General features: G+C 71.8%; 27 protein-coding genes and 1 pseudogene. 15 read left to right on the top strand and 13 right to left on the bottom strand.

All coding sequences use genetic code 11. The features are described 5' to 3' along the window. Positions 1-262 precede the first annotated feature (262 nt). The 3 genes from OV079_RS57125 to OV079_RS53460 all read left to right on the top strand — a co-directional run bounded on the left by OV079_RS57125 (position 263) and on the right by OV079_RS53460 (position 1,993). A complete protein-coding gene (locus OV079_RS57125) occupies positions 263-466 on the top strand; it encodes a helix-turn-helix transcriptional regulator (RefSeq protein ID WP_420829388.1) in 204 nt (67 codons plus the stop codon). A 682-nt stretch (positions 467-1,148) separates the two neighbouring features. After that, positions 1,149-1,685, top strand: coding sequence for a site-specific integrase (locus OV079_RS02375; protein WP_267765978.1), 537 nt, complete (start codon positions 1,149-1,151; stop codon positions 1,683-1,685). Next, complete coding sequence (locus tag OV079_RS53460; RefSeq protein ID WP_338088865.1) at positions 1,604-1,993, top strand: tyrosine-type recombinase/integrase; 390 nt, start codon at positions 1,604-1,606, stop codon at positions 1,991-1,993. The genes OV079_RS02375 and OV079_RS53460 overlap by 82 nt, the downstream gene beginning before the upstream one ends. Positions 1,994-2,004: 11 nt before the next feature. On the opposite strand, the gene OV079_RS02365 is transcribed toward OV079_RS53460, so the two are convergent. The 3 genes from OV079_RS02365 to OV079_RS02355 form a co-directional block, all read right to left on the bottom strand. Then, the gene (locus OV079_RS02365) at positions 2,005-2,511 is read right to left on the bottom strand and encodes a DUF2505 domain-containing protein (RefSeq protein ID WP_267765977.1); all 507 of its coding nucleotides are present in this window, start codon (positions 2,509-2,511) and stop codon (positions 2,005-2,007) included. 97 nt (positions 2,512-2,608) lie between these two features. Continuing rightward, entirely contained in the window at positions 2,609-5,740 is a 3,132-nt protein-coding gene (locus tag OV079_RS02360) for an FG-GAP repeat domain-containing protein (protein WP_267765976.1), read from the bottom strand. 158 nt (positions 5,741-5,898) lie between these two features. Continuing rightward, positions 5,899-6,225, bottom strand: coding sequence for a hypothetical protein (locus OV079_RS02355; RefSeq protein WP_267765975.1), 327 nt, complete (start codon positions 6,223-6,225; stop codon positions 5,899-5,901). Between the two features lie 481 nt (positions 6,226-6,706). On the opposite strand from OV079_RS02355, the pseudogene OV079_RS57120 reads away from it, so the two are divergent. The 8 genes and pseudogenes from OV079_RS57120 to OV079_RS02320 all read left to right on the top strand — a co-directional run. After that, positions 6,707-6,976 (top strand): annotated as a pseudogene (locus tag OV079_RS57120) (alcohol dehydrogenase catalytic domain-containing protein); the annotation flags it as partial. Positions 6,977-7,014: 38 nt separating this feature from the next. Next, positions 7,015-7,833 carry a zinc-binding dehydrogenase gene (locus OV079_RS02350; RefSeq protein WP_267765974.1) on the top strand — a complete coding sequence of 273 codons (819 nt, stop codon included), beginning with the start codon at positions 7,015-7,017 and terminating at the stop codon, positions 7,831-7,833. Positions 7,834-8,233: 400 nt separating this feature from the next. Further along, positions 8,234-9,097, top strand: a complete 864-nt coding sequence (locus OV079_RS02345) for a hypothetical protein (RefSeq protein ID WP_267765973.1) — start codon at positions 8,234-8,236, stop codon at positions 9,095-9,097. A 7-nt stretch (positions 9,098-9,104) separates the two neighbouring features. Further along, positions 9,105-9,482 carry a hypothetical protein gene (locus OV079_RS02340; protein WP_267765972.1) on the top strand — a complete coding sequence of 126 codons (378 nt, stop codon included), beginning with the start codon at positions 9,105-9,107 and terminating at the stop codon, positions 9,480-9,482. Positions 9,483-9,488: 6 nt separating this feature from the next. Beyond that, on the top strand, positions 9,489-9,812 hold the full coding sequence (locus OV079_RS02335) for a hypothetical protein (RefSeq protein WP_267765971.1): 324 nt from the start codon (positions 9,489-9,491) through the stop codon (positions 9,810-9,812). Next, positions 9,809-10,132, top strand: a complete 324-nt coding sequence (locus tag OV079_RS02330; RefSeq protein WP_267765970.1) for a hypothetical protein — start codon at positions 9,809-9,811, stop codon at positions 10,130-10,132. Before OV079_RS02335 ends, OV079_RS02330 begins: the two co-directional genes overlap by 4 nt. 37 nt (positions 10,133-10,169) lie before the next feature. Next, positions 10,170-10,295, top strand: a complete 126-nt coding sequence (locus tag OV079_RS02325; RefSeq protein ID WP_267765968.1) for a hypothetical protein — start codon at positions 10,170-10,172, stop codon at positions 10,293-10,295. Between the two features lie 696 nt (positions 10,296-10,991). Continuing rightward, positions 10,992-11,270 (top strand): hypothetical protein, encoded by a 279-nt coding sequence (locus tag OV079_RS02320; RefSeq protein ID WP_267765967.1) that lies wholly within the window; start codon positions 10,992-10,994, stop codon positions 11,268-11,270. A gap of 88 nt (positions 11,271-11,358) precedes the next feature. Here the strand turns inward: OV079_RS02320 and OV079_RS02315 are convergent, their stop codons facing one another. Next, entirely contained in the window at positions 11,359-11,556 is a 198-nt protein-coding gene (locus tag OV079_RS02315; protein WP_267765966.1) for a hypothetical protein, read from the bottom strand. A gap of 193 nt (positions 11,557-11,749) precedes the next feature. After that, a complete protein-coding gene (locus tag OV079_RS02310) occupies positions 11,750-12,091 on the bottom strand; it encodes a hypothetical protein (RefSeq protein ID WP_267765965.1) in 342 nt (113 codons plus the stop codon). Between the two features lies 1 nt (position 12,092). Between OV079_RS02310 and OV079_RS02305 the strand changes: the two genes are divergently transcribed. Continuing rightward, entirely contained in the window at positions 12,093-12,392 is a 300-nt protein-coding gene (locus OV079_RS02305) for a hypothetical protein (RefSeq protein ID WP_267765964.1), read from the top strand. Positions 12,393-12,572: 180 nt separating this feature from the next. On the opposite strand, the gene OV079_RS02300 is transcribed toward OV079_RS02305, so the two are convergent. From OV079_RS02300 to OV079_RS02290, 3 genes are all read right to left on the bottom strand, one after another. Then, positions 12,573-13,478: a hypothetical protein gene (locus OV079_RS02300; RefSeq protein ID WP_267765962.1), complete on the bottom strand. Its 906-nt coding sequence runs from the start codon at positions 13,476-13,478 to the stop codon at positions 12,573-12,575. After that, positions 13,471-14,034 (bottom strand): RNA polymerase sigma factor, encoded by a 564-nt coding sequence (locus tag OV079_RS02295; RefSeq protein WP_267765961.1) that lies wholly within the window; start codon positions 14,032-14,034, stop codon positions 13,471-13,473. Before OV079_RS02295 ends, OV079_RS02300 begins: the two co-directional genes overlap by 8 nt. A 64-nt stretch (positions 14,035-14,098) precedes the next feature. Further along, positions 14,099-14,641: a hypothetical protein gene (locus tag OV079_RS02290; RefSeq protein ID WP_267765959.1), complete on the bottom strand. Its 543-nt coding sequence runs from the start codon at positions 14,639-14,641 to the stop codon at positions 14,099-14,101. Between the two features lie 414 nt (positions 14,642-15,055). On the opposite strand from OV079_RS02290, the gene OV079_RS02285 reads away from it, so the two are divergent. Then, positions 15,056-15,307: a hypothetical protein gene (locus OV079_RS02285; RefSeq protein ID WP_267765958.1), complete on the top strand. Its 252-nt coding sequence runs from the start codon at positions 15,056-15,058 to the stop codon at positions 15,305-15,307. A 509-nt stretch (positions 15,308-15,816) separates the two neighbouring features. Continuing rightward, positions 15,817-16,710, top strand: a complete 894-nt coding sequence (locus tag OV079_RS02280) for a hypothetical protein (protein ID WP_267765957.1) — start codon at positions 15,817-15,819, stop codon at positions 16,708-16,710. Positions 16,711-16,908: 198 nt separating this feature from the next. Here OV079_RS02280 and OV079_RS02275 read toward each other — a convergent pair whose 3' ends face one another. Together OV079_RS02275 and OV079_RS02270 are read right to left on the bottom strand one after the other, a co-directional pair. Further along, the gene (locus tag OV079_RS02275; protein ID WP_267765956.1) at positions 16,909-18,255 is read right to left on the bottom strand and encodes a hypothetical protein; all 1,347 of its coding nucleotides are present in this window, start codon (positions 18,253-18,255) and stop codon (positions 16,909-16,911) included. Between the two features lie 269 nt (positions 18,256-18,524). Continuing rightward, positions 18,525-19,436 (bottom strand): LysR family transcriptional regulator, encoded by a 912-nt coding sequence (locus OV079_RS02270; RefSeq protein ID WP_267765955.1) that lies wholly within the window; start codon positions 19,434-19,436, stop codon positions 18,525-18,527. A gap of 58 nt (positions 19,437-19,494) precedes the next feature. On the opposite strand from OV079_RS02270, the gene OV079_RS02265 reads away from it, so the two are divergent. After that, a complete protein-coding gene (locus OV079_RS02265) occupies positions 19,495-20,610 on the top strand; it encodes an aldo/keto reductase (RefSeq protein WP_267765954.1) in 1,116 nt (371 codons plus the stop codon). Here OV079_RS02265 and OV079_RS02260 read toward each other — a convergent pair. The 3 genes from OV079_RS02260 to OV079_RS02250 form a co-directional block, all read right to left on the bottom strand. Further along, positions 20,583-20,843 carry a DUF2490 domain-containing protein gene (locus OV079_RS02260; RefSeq protein ID WP_267765953.1) on the bottom strand — a complete coding sequence of 87 codons (261 nt, stop codon included), beginning with the start codon at positions 20,841-20,843 and terminating at the stop codon, positions 20,583-20,585. The genes OV079_RS02265 and OV079_RS02260 overlap by 28 nt on opposite strands. After that, positions 20,816-21,454: a DUF2490 domain-containing protein gene (locus OV079_RS02255; RefSeq protein WP_267765952.1), complete on the bottom strand. Its 639-nt coding sequence runs from the start codon at positions 21,452-21,454 to the stop codon at positions 20,816-20,818. The genes OV079_RS02260 and OV079_RS02255 overlap by 28 nt, the downstream gene beginning before the upstream one ends. 324 nt (positions 21,455-21,778) lie before the next feature. After that, complete coding sequence (locus OV079_RS02250) at positions 21,779-22,672, bottom strand: DUF2490 domain-containing protein (protein WP_267765951.1); 894 nt, start codon at positions 22,670-22,672, stop codon at positions 21,779-21,781. Positions 22,673-23,575: the final 903 nt, after the last annotated feature.

Genomic DNA, 23,575 nt, shown 5'->3' with positions numbered 1-23,575 from the left:
CTAGGTATCACCGACCAGAACCGGGCTCTCAGATACGCGGCTTTAGCTGGGGCCCTCGGAGTGCTGTGCGGCATCAGTATCGGGCTAAGCATCCGGAAAAATCAGTCATAGGCGGCGGTTGTGCGAACGGGGCTAGCAACCCCGAAATTTCTCATCCTTACAATATAGCGGCTCACGAGAGAGCGCCTTCATCCACGGTTAGGCACCGTACACGTGCGCCTTCGCTACCGTGGCCGGCGTGGCCGGTAGAGAAAGAGGGAAAATGCAGAATCAGCAACGAGAGGAATCGCCGGCCTTGCTTCGCGTCGCGGAAGTCGCTGCGATCATCGGCACCAGCGAGGCACAGGTGAGAAACATGCGGGCGCGCGGTCAACTCCCGCCGCCCGTGAAGATCCCAGGACTCGGGCTCCGATGGCACCGTGCTGTCCTAGATGGATGGCTCGCGCAACTCACTGCGTGCCGGTGACACCGAAGTGATTGTGCAAGAGAGCGCCAGCACGCCGCCGGCCGCGGCGGCCAGCCCTCGTTCACTTCTCGGCACGACGCCGCGGTCGTTCACCAACATGGCGGCCTTCGGGCAGGCGCTAGCGTCGACGGAGAACGCCCGTCTTCGCCGCCCCCAGCGCGGCGATGTGGCCGACGCGTGCCCGCCGAGATCGCCGCGGCCTGAAAGCCCTTGACCAGCCCTCGCTCTCGGCGCTAACGCTCGAGCTCGAGGGCTGCGCGGAAAGAGAACGCGCAGATGAGTGTAACCGTGCGAGAACGAACCGATACCCAGCCGCCGCGGCTCCAGGTCGTCATCTGGGCCATGGCGCCGGGCAAACTCAAGGTGGAGCGCTACCGCTACACCCCGCCTCGCTCGATCACCAGCAAGACGGCGGCCCAGCGATGGGGCGAGCAGATCCGCCGGGAGATCGAGGCCGGCAGGCCGCCCCCACGGAGCCACGAAGGCAAGGCGAAGGCGGAGGCCGAAGAGGTCAAGCAGGAAGCGGCGGCCGCTCAACAGCACCTCACGGCCATGACGGTCGCAGAGTGGTGCGCGGCCTGGGAAGCGAGCGAACGGGCGCGCCGCGTACGAGAGTCGACCCTGGCTTCCCGAGAGAGCTCTCCGGTGCCTTTGCGCCGCGCGAGACACATCAGGGAAGCCGTTGGGCGAGAAGCGCATCAAGGACTTCCGGGCGACGGATTTCGACGACGTTCGCTCGGCCCTCTCCGAGCTGAGGTCGAGCACCGCGAACGTCTACCTGGGCGTCATGCGACACTGCCTGGAGGTTGCTCGGTCGAAGGGGCTCCGCACGGAGCCCATCGGGTCGCAGTGCGTCGAAGTGACGGAGCCCCCGTATGAGCGCGCGCATCTGGACGAGGAGGAGGCGGAAGTGCTGTGCCAGGCGCAACTCGACCTGCCCCACCGCCTGGTGGTGCTCCTCGGCCTGGACGCGGGTCTCCGCGCAAGCGAGATCGCCGGCCTCCAGATCAGGGACATCGACGGCGACGACTTGCATGTGCGCCGCTCCGTCTTCGCTGAGAAGGGTAAGCGCCTCGTGTACCACACCAAATCGGGCCGAGAACGGGTCGTGCCCATGTCCCGCGGCTCGCCGCCTGCGTGCGAGAGGCGGCGAACCTCAGCACGGACGAGTGGCTGCTCCATAACAAGTTCGGACAGCCCGCGACTCGGCGGACCGTGACGAACTACCTCTACACCGCCGCCAAGCTGGCAGGGATCGAGCGCCGCGGTCCCCACAGCCTGCGGCACTCGTTCGCCACGCACGCGTTGCGGGCTGGCGCCGATCTCAAGACCGTGCAGGAGTTGTGCGGACACGCTTCACCGCGCACCACGGAGGTCTACCTGCACGGCAGCAAGCGCACGCGGCGCGATGCGATCGCCAAGATGGCCGCCCACCGGACGAGCCTCGCCACCGAGAGTGGCAAAAATCTGACACAGGCCGGGGCGACACGAGGCGGCCCTGACGAAGGCACCGCCAACCCCGCGTAACTACAAGTTTTTCAAGTGGTGCCGTGAGCAGCGAGCCACTTGTGCATGAACGGCACGCTGGCCTCCCAGCCTTCGCGGAGCTGCTTCTCGAGCGAGCTCTCGATCAGGCCGCCGACGCCGAACACCTTGGCTTCGACCACGAGGTCGGCGATCCGGCGCACCTTGTTGTCGCCGATCGGCTCGATGCGCAGGGTGCCCTCGTTGCGGACCTTGTCGGCCATCGCGCTCGGGGTGACCTTCCACGTCCAGATCTTGGTCGCGCGGTCGAGCTTGCCGTCCTCGACGTAGCTGAAGTTGGGCCCGACGAGCTTGGCGATCGGCCCCGGCAGGTTCATCTTCGGCGTGCCCTTGACCTTGCGGGTCACGGTCGTGTCGGTCTCGCGCTGCTCGAGGATGTCGTAGCCGGAGAAGCCGAGCCCCTCGAGGTACAGCTTCTTGTTGTACTCCTGGTCGAGGAAGACCTTCCAAAAGGTGTCAGCGTCGCAATTGATCTCGTGGACGAGCGTGAACTTGGACATGCTGTGAGCCTTGCTGCTGCTGCTGCTGCGCGCCGGACTGTACCAGCGCGTCCCGCCTGCGGGAAGCGCAGATGCGCGCAAAACGGCCCTGCGGCGGCTAAGGCCGCGTACGCCGGACGAACAGCGCCCCGAGCCGCACGCCGACGACGTCGCTGCGGCCGTCGCCGTCGATGTCGGGGAACCCCACCACGTCGAGCGGCACCTCGGCCAGGGTGACCTGGGCGACCCCGTCCTCGCCGCGCAGCCACACGTGCGTGCCGTTCGCGTCGGCGATCGCGAGGTCGTAGCGGCCGTCGCGGTCGACGTCGGCGACGCGACGGAGCACCGCGCCGTCCTGCGCGTCGCGCTGCAGCAGCAACGACCGGCGCTCGGGCGCGCTGCCGTCGTGGCGGTAGAAAGACGCGCCCTCCTGCGTCACCAGCTCGACGCGCCCGGCCGCGTCGGGCGGGCCGAACATCGCCACCTCTCCGGGCAGCGCCGCGGGGCTCGCCCACGCGCCGTCGGCCTCGGCCCGGACCAGCATGTTGACGCCGGGAGCGGTGCTGCGGACCTGGATGTCGGGGCGGCGATCGGCGTCGACGTCGCCGAGCTCGAGCGTCGAAGCGTAGGTGTCGACTTCGGCCACGGTGACGAACGGCGCGAACTGCAACGGCCCGGTCCCGCGGGCCACCGCGACGAAGGCCTGCTCCATCATGAAGAGCGCGACGAGATCGGGCAGGCCGTCGCCGTCGAGGTCGGCGACCTTCGCGGCCTGCACGTGGCCCTCGGCCAGCTCGGCGAGGACGAACGGGGCCTCGCGCGTGTCCGGGCGGAGCGGATGGACCCAGATGCTGTCCGGCGAGGCGACGGCGAGGACCTCGAGCGTGCCGTCGTCGTCGAGGTCGCCGAGAGACAGCGAGCGGCGGAAGAGCCCGTCGGTGCTCGCCCGACCGCGCGCGAGCGGGTCGGTCTCGGCGCCCCACAGCACGCCGACGTCCCCCGCCACGTCGCGCGCGGCCGTCACCACGTCGTCGAACCCGTCGCCGTCGACGTCGCCGAACACGAGGTCGTACGGCTGCCCGACGAGCCCCTTGCCGCGGGTCAGCACCGGCCGCGCGACCGAGCGCATCAGGTGCGTGGCGATGCCCGAGCGCGACAGCGTGACGATGTCGAATTGCCCGTCGCCGACCGCGAACGCGCCCGCCGTGCCCTCGACGAAGCTGGCGCCCCTGATCGCGGGCTCGAACGTGCCGTCGCCGAGCCCGCGCTGCCAGTAATAATATCCGGACTGGATCGCCGAGGCGATGTCGAGCCGACCGTCGCCGTCGAGATCGCGGAGCGTGTGCGGCGGCTGGATGTCCGGGATCACCGTCGCCGCCGCCGTCCCGCTCGCGAGGCCGGACACGACCACGCCCGCTTGATAGGCGCTGATCACCGCCTCGACCGCGCCGTCGCCGTCGATGTCGCCGACGGCGAACCCGCCCGGGCGAAACACGTCCGCCTCGAGGCCCGTCAACGCCCCGAGGTCGTGCGTCGCGGCGGCGACGAAGTTCGGGCCCTCGGGGACCATGTGCGCCAGGACGGCGGCCTGCGCGTCGCGGGCGTACACCAGCAGCTCGTCGACGTCGTCCTCGTCGAAGTCGACCGTCACGATGCCGAAGACGTCCTGCCACGGGCCCAGCGGGACCTCGTCGGCGACGCTGCCGTCGAGGCCGAAGCGCAGCAGCGACGCGCCCTCGCCGTCGTACCCCAAGCCCGAATCGTGGACCGAGAGCGCTGCGATCGCCGCCGGCGACGCGGGCCCGGTGCGCACCGGCACCAGCTTGTACGGCAGGATCGCGGCCGGATGCGGCGGGCGCAACACGTACGAGCCGCCCGCGCCGGCCTGCGCCAGCCACACGTTCGCCACGTCGGACGCGAGGACGTCGGCCAGACCGTCGCCGGTGACGTCGGCGATCGTCAGCCCCATCGGCTTGACCTCGAGGTCGAGCTCGGCGATCCGCTCGAGCCCGCGGTCGGCCCGGCCGCGCAGCACGAGCAGCCGAGATTCGGAGATTGCGGCGACGTCGAGCAGCGGATCGCCGTCGAGGTGGCCGGTCGTCACCGCGCTGGTGTAAAGGCTGCTCTGCAGCGTCTCGTCGCGCCAGATCTCGATCGCCGCGCCGTCGGACGCGTACTCGCTGCGCTGCAGGAACCCGTACCCACCGCTCAGCAGGCCGCCGTCGCTGCTCGCGCCGACCCAGCTGCCCGGGGTCGGCATCGGCTCCTCGAGGCGGCCGAGCCACGTCGCGCCCTTGCCGAACCACGTCGTGATCCCGCGCGTCGACGGCACGGTGACGCCGAACAATCCGCTCGCGGCCACCGGCCCGACCACGAGCCCCGCGCCGTCGTCGTCGTCGCCCGTGCCCGCGATCGGCAACGCGATCGGGCTCGAGAAGCGGCCGTGGCCGTCGTTGCGGTGGACCAGCACCTGGGTCGAGTCGGCGCGCGTGAAGGCGTCGAGGTCGCCGTCGCCGTCGTGATCGCCGAGGTCGATCCACTGCATCGCCGCCGCGGCCGGGCTCGCCGTCGCCGCACGCATGCCGCCGTCACCTGTCCCGAAGAACACCTGCAGCGCCTGGCCCGGATCGACCACCACGACGTCGAGGTGCTCGTCGCCGTCGACGTCGCCCACGTCGAGCCGCAGCGGGGACCGGCCGGCCGGGTGCTCGCGCAGGGTCCCCGTCGACGGATCGATCACCGCGATCACACCCGCGTCCGGGAGGGTCGCGACCAGCTCGGGCGCGCCGTCGCCCGCCAGGTCGGCGGCCACCAGCGCCGCGGCCTCGTCGCGCAGGACGACCTCGCGGCGGCGCCCCAGCCGGCCCGAGGCGTCGGCGGCGAACACCACCACCACCGGCGGCTCGCTCAGCGCCACTGCGACCGCGCCCGGCAGCCCCGCGATCGCCGCGGGCGCCTGGGCGGGCAAGGCCAGCATCGTCCGCTGTCCTTCGGGCCAGGCGACCACCAGCTGTTCGCCCGCGCGGTCGAGCACGACTTGCTCGCGCTCGCCGTCACCGTCGAGGTCGACCTCGACCGCCTCGTCGACCCGCGGCGAGACGAGCTTCCACCCGCCCTCCCGCGCGCACAGCCGCTCCAGCCGGCCGCACGGCCCCTCGACGTCGCCGCACGTCGTGGCCGCGAGGGCCAGGCCGACGACTCCCGCGCCCCGACGAGGCGTGGAGGCAGGTCGACGGCGACGCGGCCACATGCCGCCTCAGTCTACACCCATGCCGGCGAAACCGTCGCCTGCGCACGCCCCGCGACGCACCCGGGCCCGACCCCAGCCGCGAGACGGTGGCAGCCGCCCGCCGGTCGCCCCTCGCGTGCCCGCCCGCCTGCTCTTCGGGACATGCCCCGATGGACAGCTCACTCCGCGATCAGCACCGGCCGGCGCGGGCTCGGATCGACCGTCACCTCCGTCAACCAGCCCGAGTCCTCCGGATAGAACACGATCGCGGTGCCTGGTCCGCACACGCCCTCGCACGAGGTCGGCCGCTCCGACAGCCCGCCGCACATCCGCGGGGCCGAGCGGACGTAGCGGAGACAGGCGCGGGCGGCGGCGCGGTCGTAGTCGCAGGTCGCGGCGAAGTCCTCCGGGCTGCCGGCGTCTTCGTAGGCGAGCCGCTCGCACTCCACCAGCGGCTCCTGGCTGTCGGCGCACTTGCGGTTGTACTTGCATATCCCGCGCGTCACGCCGCGCCAGAACGTCTCCGGTCCGGCGCTACAGCCGGACAACATCATACAGACTACGAGGACCATACGCGTCATCACCGCGATGGTGTCCACGCCCGGCGCTCGCGGTCAAGCAAAAGGCGTGCGCACGAACACTGTTAGCATTGCCCCGGCGCTGAAAACATCCCCGCCCCGCGCCGCCTCGCGGGCACGAACGCGCGCGAACGCGGTCGGTCGGCCGACGCGAACCGCCATGAATCACCATACCACCCGGAAAGACCGCCCCCACCTCGTATCATTGGCGGGTGCCCCGTGTCCTCGCCGGCGCGGGGTCGCTAGCCTCGCGTTCGGCCGTCGCCGCGGGCGCGCGCCCGACCCGCGCGCGCCGTCCCCCCGGCCTGCACCGACGAGCTCGCCCCGAGCTCGCGCCCAGGAGCCCGCCGCGCCCCGTCGCGGCCGTCTTTGACCGCGAGCGCCGCGGCCGGTACGCTCGCGCGCTCGCATGACCGCCCTGAACCTGCCCCCCGGACACCGCGTCGTCGTCAAAGAGCTCGCCGAGGATCCGGCCGAGGCGATCGCGCATCACATGTCCTTGGAGCCAGTCGACCCGCCGGACCCGCGCCTGCTCGCGCCGACCGACGTGATCGTGCGGATCCGCAGCGCCGCGGTCGGCTGGGTCGACCTGCTGATGACGAGCGGCCAATATCAACACGCGCCGCCCCTGCCCTACACGCCCGGGCTCGAGTACGCCGGCGAGGTCGCGTGGCTCGGCCCCGGCGTCGACCCCGGGCACTGCAAGTCGGCGACCCGGTGCTGGTCGACGGCCTGCTCAGCGGGCCGCGCTCGGTCGGCGCCTATCAGACCTACGGCGGGTTCGCCGATTACGCCGTCGCGCCCGCCGCGGCCGTGCGCCGCCTGCCCGCCGGCCTCGACTTCGATCAGGGCTGCAACCTGCTCGGCAATTACGAGACCGCCTACCACTGCCTCGTCACCTGCGGTCAGGTGCAGGCCGGCGAGACCGTGCTGATCCACGGCGCCTCCGGCTCGACCGGCCTGGCCGCCGTCCACGTCGCCAAGCTGCTCGGCGCCACCGTGATCGCCACCGGCCGCTCCGACGACAAGCTGGCCGAGGTGCGGGCCCAGGGCGCCGACCACGTGATCAATTGCAGGAACCTCGACGGCAGCCCCGGCGTGCGGCGCTTCCGCGACGAGGTCAAGGCGCTCACCCGCGGCCACGGCGTCGACGTCGTGCACGACGGGGTCGGCGGCGACATCTCGCTCGAGAGCCTGCGCTGCGTGAAGTTCGGCGCGCGCTTCCTGATCGTCGGCTGGGCCGCCACCCCGGCGGTGGCCCGCGGCAAGGGCCTGCGCGGCGCCCCGAACGCCAACATGCTGCCGACCAATCTGATCATGATGAAGGGCCTCACCGTGCGCGGCTGTCCGACCGTGCTGTCGACCCTGCACGATCCGTCGATCCGCGCGCCGCGGCTGGCCGCGATCTTCCAATGGGTGGAGGAGGGCCGGCTCCGTCCCCACGTCTCGCGCGAGTTCCCGCTGAGCGCCTACAAGGAGGCCATGCTGGCCAAGTGGCGCGGCGAGTTCGTCGGCGGCTGCGTCCTGCGGCCCTAACGCGCGCGCGCTCCGCGGCGAGCTCGGCGGCTCCGCGCCCGCGCGGCGGCCTCGACCGTGACGAGCCCACAAGCCCGCATTGGCGGCGGCGCGGCCCGATCTCGCGGCTTGCGCGGGGGGGCCCTGCTGCTAGCGTGGACGGGAATCATCGGTGCGAATGCGGGGGCGTCACCGGCCTCATCGCATTGGCGCCGTCGCCGCCAGAACGCGCCTCAGCGCCTCGCAGCGAGGTCTTGCGCGTTGACGCGCAGCGGCGACCGAGCTCGTCCTGGCAAATATGAATCGATGAGCTTGCACTTCCGGCGATGCGGTGCATGCCCTCAGCGCCGCTTGCCCTGGCGAGCCGCCGGGCGGGCAACACTCGAAAACGCATCACCCGAGAGACAACAGGGAGATTCTCATGCGACGAGACACTCATGCCCAAGCGTGGGCCATTGCGGCGCTGTTCACCGTGGTCGCCACCGGCGCCTGCAACAGCGAGCGCGAGCGGGCGGCCGATCGCCCGGCGCAGCAGGCCGAGCGCGCGCCGATGCCGCTGCCGACCACCGACGTCGACCAGGTGAAGGAGCACCCGGCCTGGTACTACGACAAGAAGGTCCGCGTCACGGGCGAGATCGACGAGGTCTACAGCGACCAGGCGTTCCGCCTCGAGGGCACCGGCTGGGCGTTCGACGACGACATCACCGTGCTGCTGAAGAAGCCGATGGACGCCGCCTCGCACACGTCCTACGCCAAGGACGACGAGCTGATCGTCACCGGCACCGTGCGCCGCTTCGTGGTCGCCGACGTCGAGCGCGACCTCGGCTGGGACCTGAGCCCGGAGATCGAGATCAAGCTCAAGGAGCGCCCGGTGCTGATCGCCGAGGCCGTCCGCAAGATCACCCCGGAGCAGGCCAAGGCCGCCGCCGAGGTGATGAAGGGCGACGTCGAGACCGTCCCCGAGATCCTCGCGGTCACCGACCAGAAGTCGCTGCACGGCAAGAACGTCGACCTGAACCGCGAGAAGGTCCAGATGATCGTCGGCAAGGGCATGTGGATCGGGCCGAGCACCAGCGAGAAGGTGTACGTGGTCCCGAAGGAGATGCCGAAGGACGTGGTCGCCGGCGACTACGTCACCGTCTCGGGCGAGCTCGAGGAGGTCCCCGCCAACGCGATCGAGACGTGGGAGCTGCCCAAGGAGATGGCGAACGACCTCGGCAAGGTCGTGTTCATCGACGACGCCCGCGTGCGCGAGATCGCCGACGACGACCAGCGCCGCAACTGAGGCCGCCATGGCGCGCCGCGCTTCGCCGCCGCTGCACACCCCCGACGGACGATACATCGTCGTCCGCGGCCGGTTGTGGCGCGCGGCGAATCCTTTGGCCGCGGACGTCCGGGCCGCGCTGGTGCAGTCATTGATGACGGCGCGCCGCGACGTCCGCCGCTTCCAGGCCGAGGGCGACGTCGCCGGCCTGCGCGCCGCCCGGGCCCGGGTCCACGCCGCCAAGGTCGGCCTCGGCGAGCGCGGCCCGGTGTGGTGGAAAGACGGCGCGCCGGACCTCGGCCGTCGCATGATCCACAATACCGAGTACGCAGAATGGTACCTCGATCGCGCGGCAGAGCTTGCACAACCGGGCGACCCGCCTATACAATTAGTAGGAGTTACGTAAAAGACCATGAGCAACGTCCTTCATCGCTCTTTCCTCGCGTTCGCTTTCCTGTTCGGCGCCGGCTTGGCGGCCTGCGGCGACGACAGCAGCGGCGCGACCAACCTCGAGATCAGCGCCAGCTGCAAGTCGTACTGCGACAAGGCGCGCGAGTGTGACGAAGACGTCTCGGTCGACGAGTGCGTCAACGACTGCAAGGACAAGATCGGCAACTGCATGGCCGACGAACAGCGGGAGACGCTGGACGACCTCGACTCGTGCGCCTCGGACGCGTGCGGCGAGTTCGGAGCGTGCACCGTGGGAGCGGGGTTGCAATGCACATTCGGACTGTGAGCTCGGGCCCCGGCGCGCCGGGTCCCGACACCATCGACCCCGCGGATCCGGGCCAGAACCCGCCCGATCCGCGGGGGCCGCGTGAGGCGCCCGGCCAGCCGGATCCGCGGGGACCCCGAGAGGACCCGACCCCGCCGCCGCAGCAGGATCCGCAGCCGACCCCGCCGCCGCGCGAGGACCCGACCCCGCCGAGCCCGCCGGAGATCGAGCCGCCCCCGAGCGAGCCGCCGCGCATCGATCCGCCGCCCGACCAGCCGCCGAGCGAGGATCCTCCGCCCATCATCGCCGGAGCCAGCGATGCCAACCTCGGCGTCCCCTGATCCCAACGACCCGCTCGCGCCTCGACCGGACGACCCAGTGTTCTTCCGGTGGTGGCGCGGCGCGCCGCGTTCGGCGTACCGCCGCCCGCTGCGGCTCACCGCCGCGATGCTCCTGCTCGCACTGGTCGCGCTCGTGGTGGTGATATTGCTGCGCTCGCCCTGAATCGTCGCGGTCGCTGTGCATATTTGCGCGTGCCCCAGTCGTCGACCGGTGGCATGCCAATGCGCATGACACAAGACGATTCCGTCACCGCCGTGGGTCCGATGCCCACCCCGCCGCGCGCCGGCGTCTGTTGGGGCTCGATCTTCGCGGGCACCCTCATCGCCGTCGGCGCGTGGCTCCTCCTCCATCTGCTCGGCATGGGAATCGGCCTCACGGCCATCCAGCCGCACGACCCGGGCTCGCTGCGCAGCGTCGGCATCGGCGCGGGGGTCTGGGCGCTCGTCGCCCCGATCCTCGCGCTGTTCATCGGCGGCCTCGCGGTGGGCAAGCTGGCCCAGCCGCAGGGGCGCGTCGCCGGCGTCATCCACGGCGCGGTCCTGTGGGCGCTGGCGACGGTGGCGTCCATCACGCTGTTGTGGATGGCGCTCACCGCGGTGATCGGCGGCGCGGTCTCGGCAGGCGCCAGCATGGCCTCGGCCACCGCCGGCGGCGCGGCCGCGGCCATGGGCGCCGGCGCGAGCGCCGAGATCACGCCCGAATCGCTGGGCCTGTCGACCGACGACCTGCTGGCCCCGGTCAATCGTCGCCTGCAGGCCGAGGGCAAGCCGGCGATCACGGGCGATCAGCTGATGGCGGCCGCGAAGAAGGCCCTGCGCACCTCGGTCCGCGAGGGTCGCCTCGACCGCCAGCTTCGTCGTGAACGCCCTGGCCGAGAACACCGCGCTCTCGCCGGCCGAGGCCGCCGACATCGCCGGGCAGATCGAGCGCGGCTACGAGACCCGCATGCACGAGCTCGCCGCCACCGCCCGCACCCACGCGCTCGAGGCCGCGGAGGGCACCGGCAAGGCGCTCCTGGGGCTGTCCCTGGCGATGCTGTTGGGTCTCGGCGCGGCCGTCGGCGGCGCCCTGGTCGGCGTGCATCGCTACCAGCAGAGCCCGCGCGACGGACGGCGCCGCTACGAGGGCGTCGCCTGACGCCGCCGTCATGCCTGCGCGCCGAAACGCGAATCACCGGTGAGGATCACCGGTGATTCGCGTCTCACGCTCGCCACGAATCGCTAGCTCAGGGCGGCGTCGGAGACGGCGGCGGCGTCGGGCTCGGCGACGGGTTCGGGCCCTTGGGCTTGGGCGGCTTCGGCTCCGGCTTCGGCTCCGGCTTCGGCTCCGGCGGAGCCGTCGGCGCATCGGGCTCCGGCTGGGCGATCTTCTCGGTCTTGCCCTTCTCGGCCGCCTGGGCGGTGGCCACGGTCGCCGTCATCATGGCGACCCCCAGGAGCGATGCGAGGACTCGAATTCGATGTTGCATGAATGCCCTTTCTCGCCGTCGAGCTTAACCGTCACCGGCCAGCGCGCAAATGCGGCAGATGCGTATACACGCCGACCGCGCGGCGATCGTGGGGGCATTGTGCTGGACCTCGCAAGCGGCGGCGACGCCTGCCCGGGTCGGCGGGGCGCTACGGGACGGCGCTGCGGCACACGTTGTCGATGCACAGCGCGACGATCTCGTCCTTGTCGGCGGTCGACTCGCCGTCCTCGGCGTCGGTCGGCTGCGGCGCGCAGTCGCAGAACGGCTCGAAGGTGCACGGCGCCGCTGCGGTCTGCCAGGCATCCGTCGATTGCACGTTGACGCTGTACGCGTCGACCGAGCCGCAACAGTCGGTCTGGTGGAACACGACGAGGCAATCCTGGTCGAACTGGCACGATCGGTCGACACCGGGCGCGTCCAGCGGGGGATCCTCGCACAGCTGGCCGCCGGTGGTCTCGACGCCGCTCGTGCTCGAGGTGGCGGTCTGCACGGTGTCGGAGCCCTCGCTCGAGCTGCTCGACGTCTCCCACGGACCGGAAGTCGAGGTGGTGGAGGTGCTGGTCTGGTCGGTGTCGGAGCCCGCGCTCGAGCTGCTCGACGTCGCCTCCGGACCGGTCGTCGAGGTGGAGCTGGTCCCCTCGGAGCCCGCGCTCGTCGTGCTCGAGCTGCTCCCGTCCGAGCCCGCGCTCGTCGTGCTCGAGCTGCTCCCGTCCGAGCCCGCGCTCGAGCTGCTCGAGGTCGCGTCGGCGCTGTCCTCGGAGTCGGAGTCGGAGTCGGTCGCCGAGTCGTAGTTCGGCTCGCCGAGGAGCTTGGCGTCGAGGGTGCAACCGCCGAGCGTCAGCGCGGCGAGGGGGAGGATGCTCAGGAAGTTGAATGTCATGCTTGCCTCAGTGCCCGGTGAATGTCCACACCCCCGCGCTTTCGTTGGCCCCGCCGCGAGAAAATCGACCTGTCCGTTCGGACTTGCGATCTCACCGCACGTCGCAGGACCGGCGCACCCGCTCGGCCGAGAGCGAGCCGGGGTGCGCGCGCAGGAACGCCGCCGCCGCGCTCGCGCCGTCCTCCCGACCCGCGGCGCACAGCGCCACCGCCCGCAAGGCGGCCGCCTCCTCGCGCAGCGCCCCGGCCGGGAAGCGCCGGTGGTAGTCGTCGAGTCGCGCCAGCGCCGGCTCGGCGGCCCCGCCCGCGAGCGAATCGTTGACCGCCCGCACGATCGCCAGCTCCTCGGCCAGCGCGTCGCCGCTGCCGCTCGCGGCGTTCGTCGGAGCCGCGGTGTCCGCATTCGTCGCAGCGGCGCCCGCCTCGTCCACGCCGGCGCCATTCGCCGCGGCGGGACCACGAGTCGACGCGGCATTCGCAGGGGCGCCGGCGCCGCGAGCTGGCGGCTTCGCCGGCGTCGCCGTCGCCGAAGTACCGCGATTCGCGTCGCCGGCCGTCGCAGCCGCGCTCTCGCCTTCGTCGTCAGCGCCCGGCCGCTGCAGCGGCGGCTCGGGGTCCGCCGCCTGCTCCGGCGCGACATCCAGGGTGGCCGACCCGGCGCCGTGCCGCACCCGCGGCGTCACCGAGGTGCTCGCGGCCTCGTCGGCCGATTGCAGCGCGGCCGCCGAGCGGGCCGCGTCGGCGTCGGCGTCGAGGCGCCGCGGCGACAGCTTGAAGGCGAGCGCCAGCGCGGCCGCGACCAGGCCGACCACGGCGACGCCGAGCCACTGACGCGAGCTGCTGCGCGGCCGCAACGGCACCACCCGCGCCTCCGCGGCCGCGGCCGCGCTGCGCCGCACCGACGCCAGCAGGCGCTCGGTGGCGGCGGACGACGGCCCGGCGTCGCTACGGTAAGCGGCCAGCAAGGCGCGGGCGCGCGGATCGAGTTCGTCAGCCATGGGGACCTCCCGCCGCGCCGCCGTGCAAGGCGGCGACGAACGCGGCGAACCGCGACCTCGCCGCGCGCAGCCGCGTGTACACGGTGTTGACATTGAGATCGAGCGCCGCGCTCACCTCGTGCGCGCGCAGGCCCTCGATCTCGAACAGCTCGAAGACCACCCGCTGCTCGGGGGTCAGCGTGGCCAGGAATTGCGCCACGGTCGCGGCGGCCTGCGAGCGCTCGAGCCACTCGGCCGGCCCCTCCGCCGGCCCGGGCTCGGGCACCTCGGCGTGCCGCCGCTGTCGCCGCTGATCGCCGCGCCGGCGGTTGCTGGCGATCCCGCGCGTGATGGCGTAGAGCCAGGTCGTGATCGCCGCGCTGCCGTCGAACTCCGGCAGGCGCCGCAGCACCACCAAAAACACCTCGTGGGCCGCATCCTCGATCTCCGGCTCGGGCACGCCCAGGCGCCGCAGGTTGCGCCACACGAAGCCGACGTGCTCGCGGTAGACCGCCTCGAATTCGCGATCGGCGGCCGACGCCTGAGCGGACGGTTCATCGGCGAGCGGGCCTGGCATGGCGGCGGCGATCATGCGCGCCGGCGTTCATGTCCGGGCCCGGCGAGAATCGTTGGCCCGCGGCTCACGGCAACCTCACCTCGACGCCGAGGCTCCCGGTGGCGCCCACGGGCGCGCTGCAGCAGACCTCGCCGGCCTGGGCGACCTCGAAGCGCACGCGGGTCAGCATGACCAGCAGCTCGGCGCCGAGAGTCAGCGCCACCTTGGGGGCCACCCGCACGTGCAGGCTCGGCCCCACGGTCGCGGCCGCCCACGCCGAGGTGGCGCGGTACGAGGCCGAGAGGTCGCCGATCCCGCGCCCGCGCAGGGCCCCCGCGGCGACGCCGGCGCACAGCGGCGCCTCGACCCGGCCCTTGCCGACGATCCCGCAGCCCTGCACGCCGGTGGCCGCGAGCCACATCCGCCCGCCGACGTCCGGATCGCCGGCCGCGGGCAGGTCGCGCGGCAGCCAAAAGCTCTGCGTCAGCGCCACCGACCAGTGCCGGCCGCGCAGGCCGACCGCGGCCCGCAGCAGCGCCGAGACCCCCGGCAGCGCGCCCGCGCCGATGCCCGCGCCCAGGCCCAGGGTGGCCCTCAGCGGGCTGCGCGGGCGATTGGGGGCCGACACCCCCGGCGGAGTCTCCCGCCCGGTGACGGCGCCCGGCAGTTCGGGCTCGAGCTCGCCCCCGGCGCCGGGCGCCCAACCCGTCTCCGGACCCTCTGCCGGGCCGCCGGGCGCCGGCTCCGAACCTTGGATCCCGGGCGCCTCCTGGCCGGCAGGCCCTGCGGTGCCTCCTGCCCCGCCGGCCCTCGCGATGCGCCCTGGTTCGCCGCCGGCCCTCCCGGCGCCCGCTGGTTCGCGGCCGGCCCTCCTGGCGCCTCCTGGGCCGGCTGCGCGGGCGCCTCCTCTGAAAGCGGGCCGGAAGGGCCCGCTTGCTGCAGTTCGGGCGCGGCCGCGATGGCGGTCAACAGCGCGGCCGCCTCGGCCAGCGCCTCGCAACGGTCGCCCTCGAGGCTGCGGCGGCCCTGCCCCTCGCGGCTGGTGATGGTCGCATCGAGCCGCCAGCGCCCGCCCGGCAGCGCCTCGACGCGCAGGTTCACCTGCGGCGCCTGGCCGGTCCGGGCCGGCGCCCGCGCCAGCAGCGCGGCGATCTGCGCCTTCACCGAGGCCTCGTCGGGGCAGCCGGGCGGCGCCTCCCAGCGGACCTCCGGCATCCCCGCGCCCTGCCCGGGCCCAGGCCCGAGGAGCAGCGCGGCGCACGTGGTGAGCGCGAGCATCGGCGGGGCAGACTAGCCGGCCTCGGCCGCGAACCCAACCCCGAAGCGCACGCGGCAATTCGCGCCCGCGCTGTCGACAATGCCGTCCCTGCGCGCCCACGCAGCCGCCCGCTGCACGCGGGGCGATGCGAGCGATGCGTCCATACCGGCCATGAAGACGCGCGCACGAATACCGCATCGCATGCATCACCAGACCCCGCCCACACCATCCATACGGCGGGACACGATCACGCTCATCGCATCTGCCTGCACATTCGCCGGATCTCATCCCTGCCACCACTTCACCCGCGAGTCCACGCCATCCACGGCGACGCATCCCTCGCTGCACATTCTGCGACTCGCCCCTCGACATTTTGCCACTCACGAGACCGCCGGAGGTCCCGACCGCGATGCGTCCCGCGGTCGGGCCGCGAGTCCGCCGCTCCACGCATCGTCGCTTCCCGGTCTCGCCGCTCGGCGGATCTGCGAAAACCTCGGCCGCGCCGCGGTTGCATCTCCCGCAGCAATTGGCGGATGCTCGCGTCCATGCGCCCGCGCCTCGTCCGCCCCTCGCTCCCCGGCCTCCTGCTCCGCCGCCCCGGCGTCCTCGTCCTGTGCGGCCTCCTGGCCTGCGGCGACGCCGGATCGGCCGGCAGCGACGGCGACACCCAGGCCACCACGCAGGGCGAGACGGGCGACGCCGTGTGCGGCGACGGCGAGGTCGCGGGCGACGAGGCCTGCGACGACGGCCCGGACAACGGCGTCGGCGGCAAGTGCAAGGCCGACTGCAGCGGCCTGCTGGTGGCGACCGTCGAGGGCGACGCGATCCCGTTCGACGCCAGCCCGAACGGGCGGATCGCCGGCGCCGAGGTTGCGATCCTCGAGTTCCCCGAGCGTACCGTGGTCACCGGCGCCGACGGCAAGTTCAAGTTCGAGGGCCTGCCGGTCGGCGCCGACGTCACGCTGACGATGACGCACCCCGACTATCACCCGATCCAGACCGGCACCCACGTCGTGCCCGAGGCGGGCCTGCAGCGGATCACCTTCCAGGCGGTCACCCACGCCATTTACGACGCCCTGGCCGCGATCGTCATGGTCACGCCGAACGAGAGCGAGTACTGCCAGATGGTCACCACCGTGACCCGCGTCGGCAAGTCGATCTACGACGAGGGCGCCCACGGCGAGGCCGACGTGGTCGTCACCCTCGACCCGCCGCTGCCGGCCGAGAACGGCCCGGTCTACTTCAACTCGAGCGTGATCCCCGAGCCCGGCCTGACCGAGACCAGCGACGACGGCGGCGTCCTGTTCGTCCAGGTCCCGCCCGGCGAATACACGTGGACGGCCACCAAGGCCGGCGCCGAGTTCCGCCAGGTGCGCATGAAGTGCCGCGCCGGCTGGCTGATCAACGCCGCGCCGCCGTGGGGCCTGCAGCGGCTGTGACGGCGGGGTGCCGGGCCCTTCCGCGGCCCGCATGGACCAGCCGCTTCAGTGAGCCTTCCAGGGGGACGTCTCGACTGTCCCCGAGGATATTCCAAAAGACATGACCGAACGGACATGTCCCGGAGACCATCCCGCTCGCGGGGTCCGACGATCGAGGCATCGCGGGCGGCGGCGCGCCGCCGTTCCCGCCGCCGCGGCTCACGCCTCTTTCGGCGGGATGTTCGCCTCGGCGGCCAGGGCCGCCTCCTCCTCGCCGAGCGCGCGGTGGGCCTTGGCGATGTTCTCCCACCCCGAGGCCCAGCTCGGTTCGACCTCGAGGTAGCGCTTGAGGTGCCAGATCGCCGGGCGCCAGCGGCCGAGGCGGACCAGCGCGTTGCCGAGGTTGTTGTGCGTCGGCGCGTGATCGGGGTCGAGCAGCAGCGCCTCGCAGAAGGCGTTTACCGCCTCGTGGTCGTCCTCGATCGCCGTCCCGTACTGAAAGTGCACGTCTGCGTCCTGGCAGTTGCGGCCGCGCAGCGCGGCGAACTGCGCCGTCCCGTCGGCCGCGCGGTCCAGGGTGTGCAAGATCCGGAACCCCGCGTTGAAAGCCTGCACGTAGCGGGTGCGCGGCCCGAGCAGGCGCTTGCCCTCGCCGAGCTTGCGCAACGTGTCGTCGTCGAGCGCGTCGGGGTCGTCGCTGTCCAGGCTGAGCACCCCGATCGCGGTCAGCGACGGGCGCGCGGCGACCAGCTCCGGCAGCACCGCGTTTGAGTTTTTGCCGAAGAAGCCGAGCTCGGTGACGTGCGGCAGCAGGGCGATCACGACCGCCGGCTCGACCGAGAAGTAGCTCTCCCAGCCGAGCCGCACGAGCCGCGGCAGGCGGGCCTCTTTCAGCGTGGCCATCACCGCCGCGTCGGGCTCGATGAGGCCGCAGTTCATCGCCTTGACCCACAGGCAGGTCAGCTCCGGCAGACCGAGCCCGGCCAGCGACGACGTGTCGTCGAAGTAGACCTCGAGCACCAGCTCGGTCGCGTAGCCCACCGCGTTGGCGGCCGCCACCAGGCGGCCCGAGTTCTCGTCCTCCGAGAGCACCTCGCCGGTGTCCGGGTCGACGTTGTCGCCGTTGAAGTGAAACCGCGTGACTCGCAGCGGCTGGCGCTTTGCGACCTCGACCCACGCCTCCGTCCCGTCGTCGATCCGCAGCTCGATCTCCTCGAGCTGCGCCAGCGCCGGGGCGGCCGCGATCTCGGGCCACAGCGCCGCCGCCTCGCTCGTGCTCAGCGTGACGCGCCGGACCCAGCCGTCGAAGATCGCCACGGTCGCGTCCTTCGGCAGCGGCCCGAGCAGCTCGGCGCGGGCCTGCTTCAGCAGCTGCTGGCCGCGCTTGACCTGCTTGGCGTCGAACTCGACCTGTCCGCGCGTGGCGAGGAACTCGAGCAGCTTGGCGTGCTTCGGTCCGAGCGGATCACCGGCGCCCGGCGTGGAGGTGGTGGGATTCGCCTTCTTCGTCATCGTGATCGCGGGGGGATGGGGGTTGTCGCGGCGGTGCGCGACGATCGACGGCACCGCGCGCGCACGCTAGCACGGGCTCGCGCGGCGCCTCGCCGCGTGGCTGCGGCGATGCAAGACTTGCCTCACTCGCCCGCCGCCTGCCTCGACGCGCCTGCCTCGACGCACAGGATGTTCCCCCTCGGGGATGCCACGGGTCATTGCATCGTGCCGGGTCCCGGCGAGCCTTCGCCTCGCGACAGGAGCGCCCGAGACCGCGACCGCGGCTGTCCGGCGATTGATATCACCTGTCCCATCAGACATCTCGTCGCGCCGACTCGCCGCCCTCAATCCGCCGCCACCGCCCGGGCGATCTGCTTGATGTGCGCGCGAGCGAAGCGGCACGGCGGGTCGTCGTCGGTGGCGACCGGCCAGAGCAGCTCCATGGTCCCGAGCGGCATGGCGAACGGCAGCGGCGCGGTGCGGAGGTGCGGCCGGACCTCGCGGATCTGCTCGGCCACCAGCGCCGGGATGGTCGCCAGCATCGCCGTGCCGTCGATCAGCGCCCCGAGGTGGGCGAACGACGAGACCGAGCAGCGGATGTTCCGCGCCTTGCCGAGGTAGTCCTCGACGACCCCGCGCAGGTCGCCGTTGTACGAGACGATGATGTGCTCCTGGGCGAAGTACTCGCGCTCGGTCAGCTTGCGCAGGCGGACGTGGCGCGGGTCGAACAGGCAGGTGAAGCCGCCGGAGATCAGGCGCTCGCGCCGGATCGCGGTCGGCAGCTCGTCGGCGACCGTGACCGCGGCGTCGAGGCCCGCGGCGAGGGCGGCCCCCACGGTGCGAAACTGGACCGGGATCGCTACCACGCGCATGCGCGGGGCCTCGACCGCGAGCACCTGCAAGAGGCGCGGCAGCAGCCACAGCTCGGTGGAGTCGGACAGGCCGAGCCGGAGGGTGCGCTCGCTGGTCGACGGATCGAACGAAGGAGCCGCCAGAGCTGCGTCGATGAGCGGCTGCAGGTGCGGCTGGACGCCGGCCCGCAGGCGCTCGCCGCGGCTCGTCAGCACCAGCCCGCGACCGCTGCGCACGAACAGCGGCGCGCCCACGGCGGTCGTCAGCCGCCGCAGCGCCGCGCTGACAGCCGGCTGCGTCAGGTACAGCCGCTTGGCCGCCTCGGTGACACTGCCGACCTCCGCGACGACGGCGAACACGCGCAGCAGGTTGAGGTCGAGGTCCCGTCCATAAATGTTGTTCATGTGTCGCATTCATCCTATTCACTGGGAAGATAAAGCGCCAGGGGCTACGTTGGGGCCCATGACGACTCGGACAACGAAGCTCGGTACGCACGGCCCCGCCGTCTTCCCGCTCGCTCTCGGCTGCATGGGCCTCGGCGCCGGCAGCTGGTACGGCAAGCACGACGACGCGGAGGGCGTCGCCACCATCCACGCCGCGCTCGAGCGCGGCGTCAATGTGCTCGACACCGGCGACTTCTATGGCATGGGCAAGAACGAGCTGCTGGTCGGCAAGGCGATCGCCGACCGCCGCGACCGCGTCCTGCTCAGCGTCAAGTACGGCGGCCTGCGCGGGCCCGACGGCGCGTTCCTCGGCTTCGACGCCAGCCCGGCCGCGAGCAAGAGCGCGCTGGCCTACAGCCTCACGCGCCTCGGCGTCGACTACATCGACATCTACCGCCCGGCCCGCCTCGACCCGCGCGTGCCGATCGAGGACACCATCGGCGCGCTCGCCGAGATGGTGAAGGCCGGCTACGTCCGCTACATCAGCCTGTCGGAGGTCGGCGCCGAGACGATCGCCCGCGCCGCCGCGGTGCACCCGCTGTGCGACCTGCAGATCGAGTACGGCCTGGCGAGCCGCGGCCCCGAGGCGACGATCATCCCGGCGCTGCGCACCCACGGCATGGCGATGACGGCCTACGGGGTGCTGTCGCGCGGGCTGCTCACCGGCAGCAAGCCGACGGGCGACGACATGCGGGCCCACCTGCCCCGCTTCTCCGGCGACAACGCGGCCAAGAACCAGCCCCTCGTCGCAGCCCTGCACCGCCTGGCCAAAGACCGCGACGTCTCGCCCGCGCAGCTCGCCATCGCCTGGGCGCGGGCCAAGGGCGCCGCGCAGGGCGTGACGGTGATCCCGACGATCGGCTCGCGCACGCCGCAGCAGATCGCCGACAGCATCGCCGCCCTGGCGATCGCGCTGACGCCGGCCGAGGTCGCGGCGCTCGAGACCGCAGTGCCCGCGACGGAAGTGGCCGGCGAGCGCTACCCGGCGCCGATGATGGCCCACCTCGACAGCGAGCGGTATTCGGGCCTCAGGCATGATGTGAGACATGACCATAAGGGCATGTCTCATCATACATGCGACGGCGCGCGGCTGCCCGTCACGCCCGGTCAGCGCCTCGGCGCCGGCGCGGCCTGATTCGCGGCCGACGCCTTTTTCTGCCCCGGCGCCAGCTTGATGATGAACGCCAGCGAGAACAGGTGATTGCTGTTGTCCGGGTCGCGCGGGCGGACGATGTACTGATTGAGGTAGCCGAACTCGACGCGGACCGGCTTGGTGTCGTACGCCAGGCCGACGAAGATCCGGTTCTGATCGAAGCCGGGCTCGGTATACGCGGTGCGGGTCAGGTGAAAGAAGAACTCGTCGTACAACAGGAGCTGCCACGGCGCGTCTCTTTGAAATTGATGGCGACGCGGAGCTGCTGGCGGAACCGGTGGGCCCAGCGGCTCATCCCCATCGTCTGCGGCACCCCGTCGACGACATCGTCGCTGCCGAGGCCGTGGGTGCGGATCCGGTGCTCCACGCGGTTGCGCCAGTTGATGTCGAAGCGGCCCTCCACCGCCCAGCGCAGCGTCAGCTGGGTGTAGATGCGGTGCTCGTCGACGTTGCGGGTGCGCGCGAACTCGGGGTCGTCGAAGAAGTCGGGCAGCCAGATGTAACCGGCGAACAGCCCGCCCCACTTGGCCCACATATAGCCGATGGCCGGCCGCACCACGACGAACGTGTTGGGGTTCTGCCGCGTCTCCACGATTTGCCCCGCCATGTCCCGGATGTATTGCAGCGGGGAGTTCATCCGCCGCAGGTGAAAGTCGAGCTGGAGGCGCAAACCCTTGGCCTTGGCGTCGAGGTTGCCGTCGAGCATCACCTGATTCCAGATACCCACGTCCGGCTCGGGCGGCGTGGTCGCGCCGGCCGGTCCGCCGGCGACGAGCGCGGCGACGCCGACGACGAGCGGGAGCAGGCGCGATGGGCGGCGAATCATGGCAGCCCCGGCACGGGGCCGACCAACAAGGCCCGACCCCGGCGCGACGACCGGGACATCGCGCGCGATCGCGCCTGCGCGCCGCGCGAGGCGAATGATTCGCCGCCTCGCCGGATCCTGCGCAGCCGCCGCTGCGAACGAGCGAGCAGCGGCCCGCGCCACGCGACGCCCGCCGCGCCGATCGGGCGGCGCCTTCACGGCCGGCCGCGACGCTCCGGCGAATCGCCACACCGACGATTCTCCCGAGGCGCGAGCGCGCCGATCGTCACGCCGTCGACGGTCGCGTCATTCCCTGCGGTCGGTCTGCTCGAACGAAGCCCGCGGTCAGGGATGCGGCGGCGGCTGGACGGGCGCCGGCTGAGCGGGCGCGGGCGCGTGCTTGGCGTGGCCGAGCTTGATGATGAAGTTCAGCGCGAACACGTGATTCAGCTGATCGGGGTCGTGGAAGCGGCGCACGTATTGATTGAGGTAGCCGACCTCGACGCGCACCGGCTTGGTGTCGTAGCCGATGCCGACGAACGCGCGGTTCTGGTCGAACCCGCGCTGCGTCGTGAAGGCCGTCTCGTTGAGGTGGAAGAAGAACTCGTCCCAGACGATGAACTGCCACGGGGCGTCCTTCTTGAAGTGGACGGCGAAGCGGACCTGCTGGCGGAACCGGTGGGCCCAGCGGGACAGCCCCTTGTCCTGCGGCTCGCCGTCGACGATGTCGTCGCTGCCCGGCCCGTGGAAGCGGACCCGGTGCTCCAGCCGGCTGCGCCAGCCGAGGTCGAAGCGGCCCTCTCGTTGCCAGCGCAGGTTGAACTGCGTGTAGATGCGGTGCTCGTCGATGTTCTTGACGCGAGCGACCGCGCGGTCGTCGAAGAAGTCCGGCTGCCACGCGTAGCCGAGGAACAGCCCGCCCCACTTGGCCCACATGTACCCGATCGCCGGGCGCACGATGGCCACGGTGTTCGGGTTCTGCCGCGTCTCCGTCACCGTCCCCGACATGTCCTTGATGTACTGCAGCGGCGCGTTCATCCGCCGCATCTGCAGGTCGAGCGACAGCCGCAGGCCCTTCGCCCGCGCGTCGAGGTTGGCGTCGATGAGCACCTGACTCCACATCTCGAGGTCCGGCTCGGGCGGAGCGGCCGCGCGTGCCTGCCCCCCGGCGAGGACCGCGGCGAGGCCGGCGGCGACTTGGAGCGAGCGCGAGGACACGAATCGGCGGCGGCGAATCATCGGAGTCTCGGCGGGTGCGGTGCTGACAAAACAAGGCCTCGATCGGGCGACGACGGCGGTGACGTCGGCCGACGCTGCGGCGAAGACTCGTCCCGGCGGTCGCTTCGGGCCGCCCGGTCATCGCCTCCCCGCGCTAGCGAGAGCGCCTGCGCGGGCTCCGCTCGGCCAGGGCCGGCGGCTCGGTTCCTTGTTACGTTCTGGTCACGATCGTCACGGAGCGGGCCGGTGCGAGATCGGGCTGAGTCCCGTCGACGCCGGGTAATTCCGCCGTCCGACGCCGTCTCGCAGGCTTCGGCGCCGCCGCGAAGGTGTCAGGCCGAGTTTGCAGAACGATGGCTTTATTGTCACACCTGCGTGACAAACGTCGTCGGGTTCGCGCCACGCGGATCGTGATTTTCCCCCGCAAGGGGTCCACTCTCCGCGCGGAACGGCATTCCGCCGAGCATTACCGGTTTGTCGCGAGAATGACACAATCGTTCCGCGCCCAAACCACGAGTCTTCGGACACGCGTCCACCGGCGAGCACCGCAGATCTACCGCCCCGAACGCCCTCGCCAGCACCGTAGTGGCCTCGAAACACCACCCAACATCCCGGTCGCTCGCTCGCGCGGCCTGCCGACCGGAGAGCCGGTCTCATGATTCGCGTGACGCCTGCAACGCGTGAATCGCACGACATACTCTGGGCAGTACGCACCCCCTGGCAGCGCATGTGGCCGCGCCGTGCGACAGAAGATTCCCGCGGCGCGAACGAGCGCTCCCTCTCGGCCCTCCCCTGTCCATCATCATTGCATGCGCGGACTGCCTCCCGCGGTTGCACGATCCGCAGCAGGCGGTGAGCCTGCACGACGCCCACGATGCATGCCGCCTGGCAGCTGCAGCGCGAGCACGACCTCGGCTCGTTCAC

It is taken from the genome of Nannocystis pusilla (assembly GCF_026626665.1).
In the GTDB taxonomy this organism is placed as follows: Bacteria; Myxococcota_A; Polyangia; order Nannocystales; family Nannocystaceae; genus Nannocystis; species Nannocystis pusilla.
Note: the sequence above shows the minus strand (reverse complement) of the source record. Positions and strands in the feature narration are given on the sequence as shown.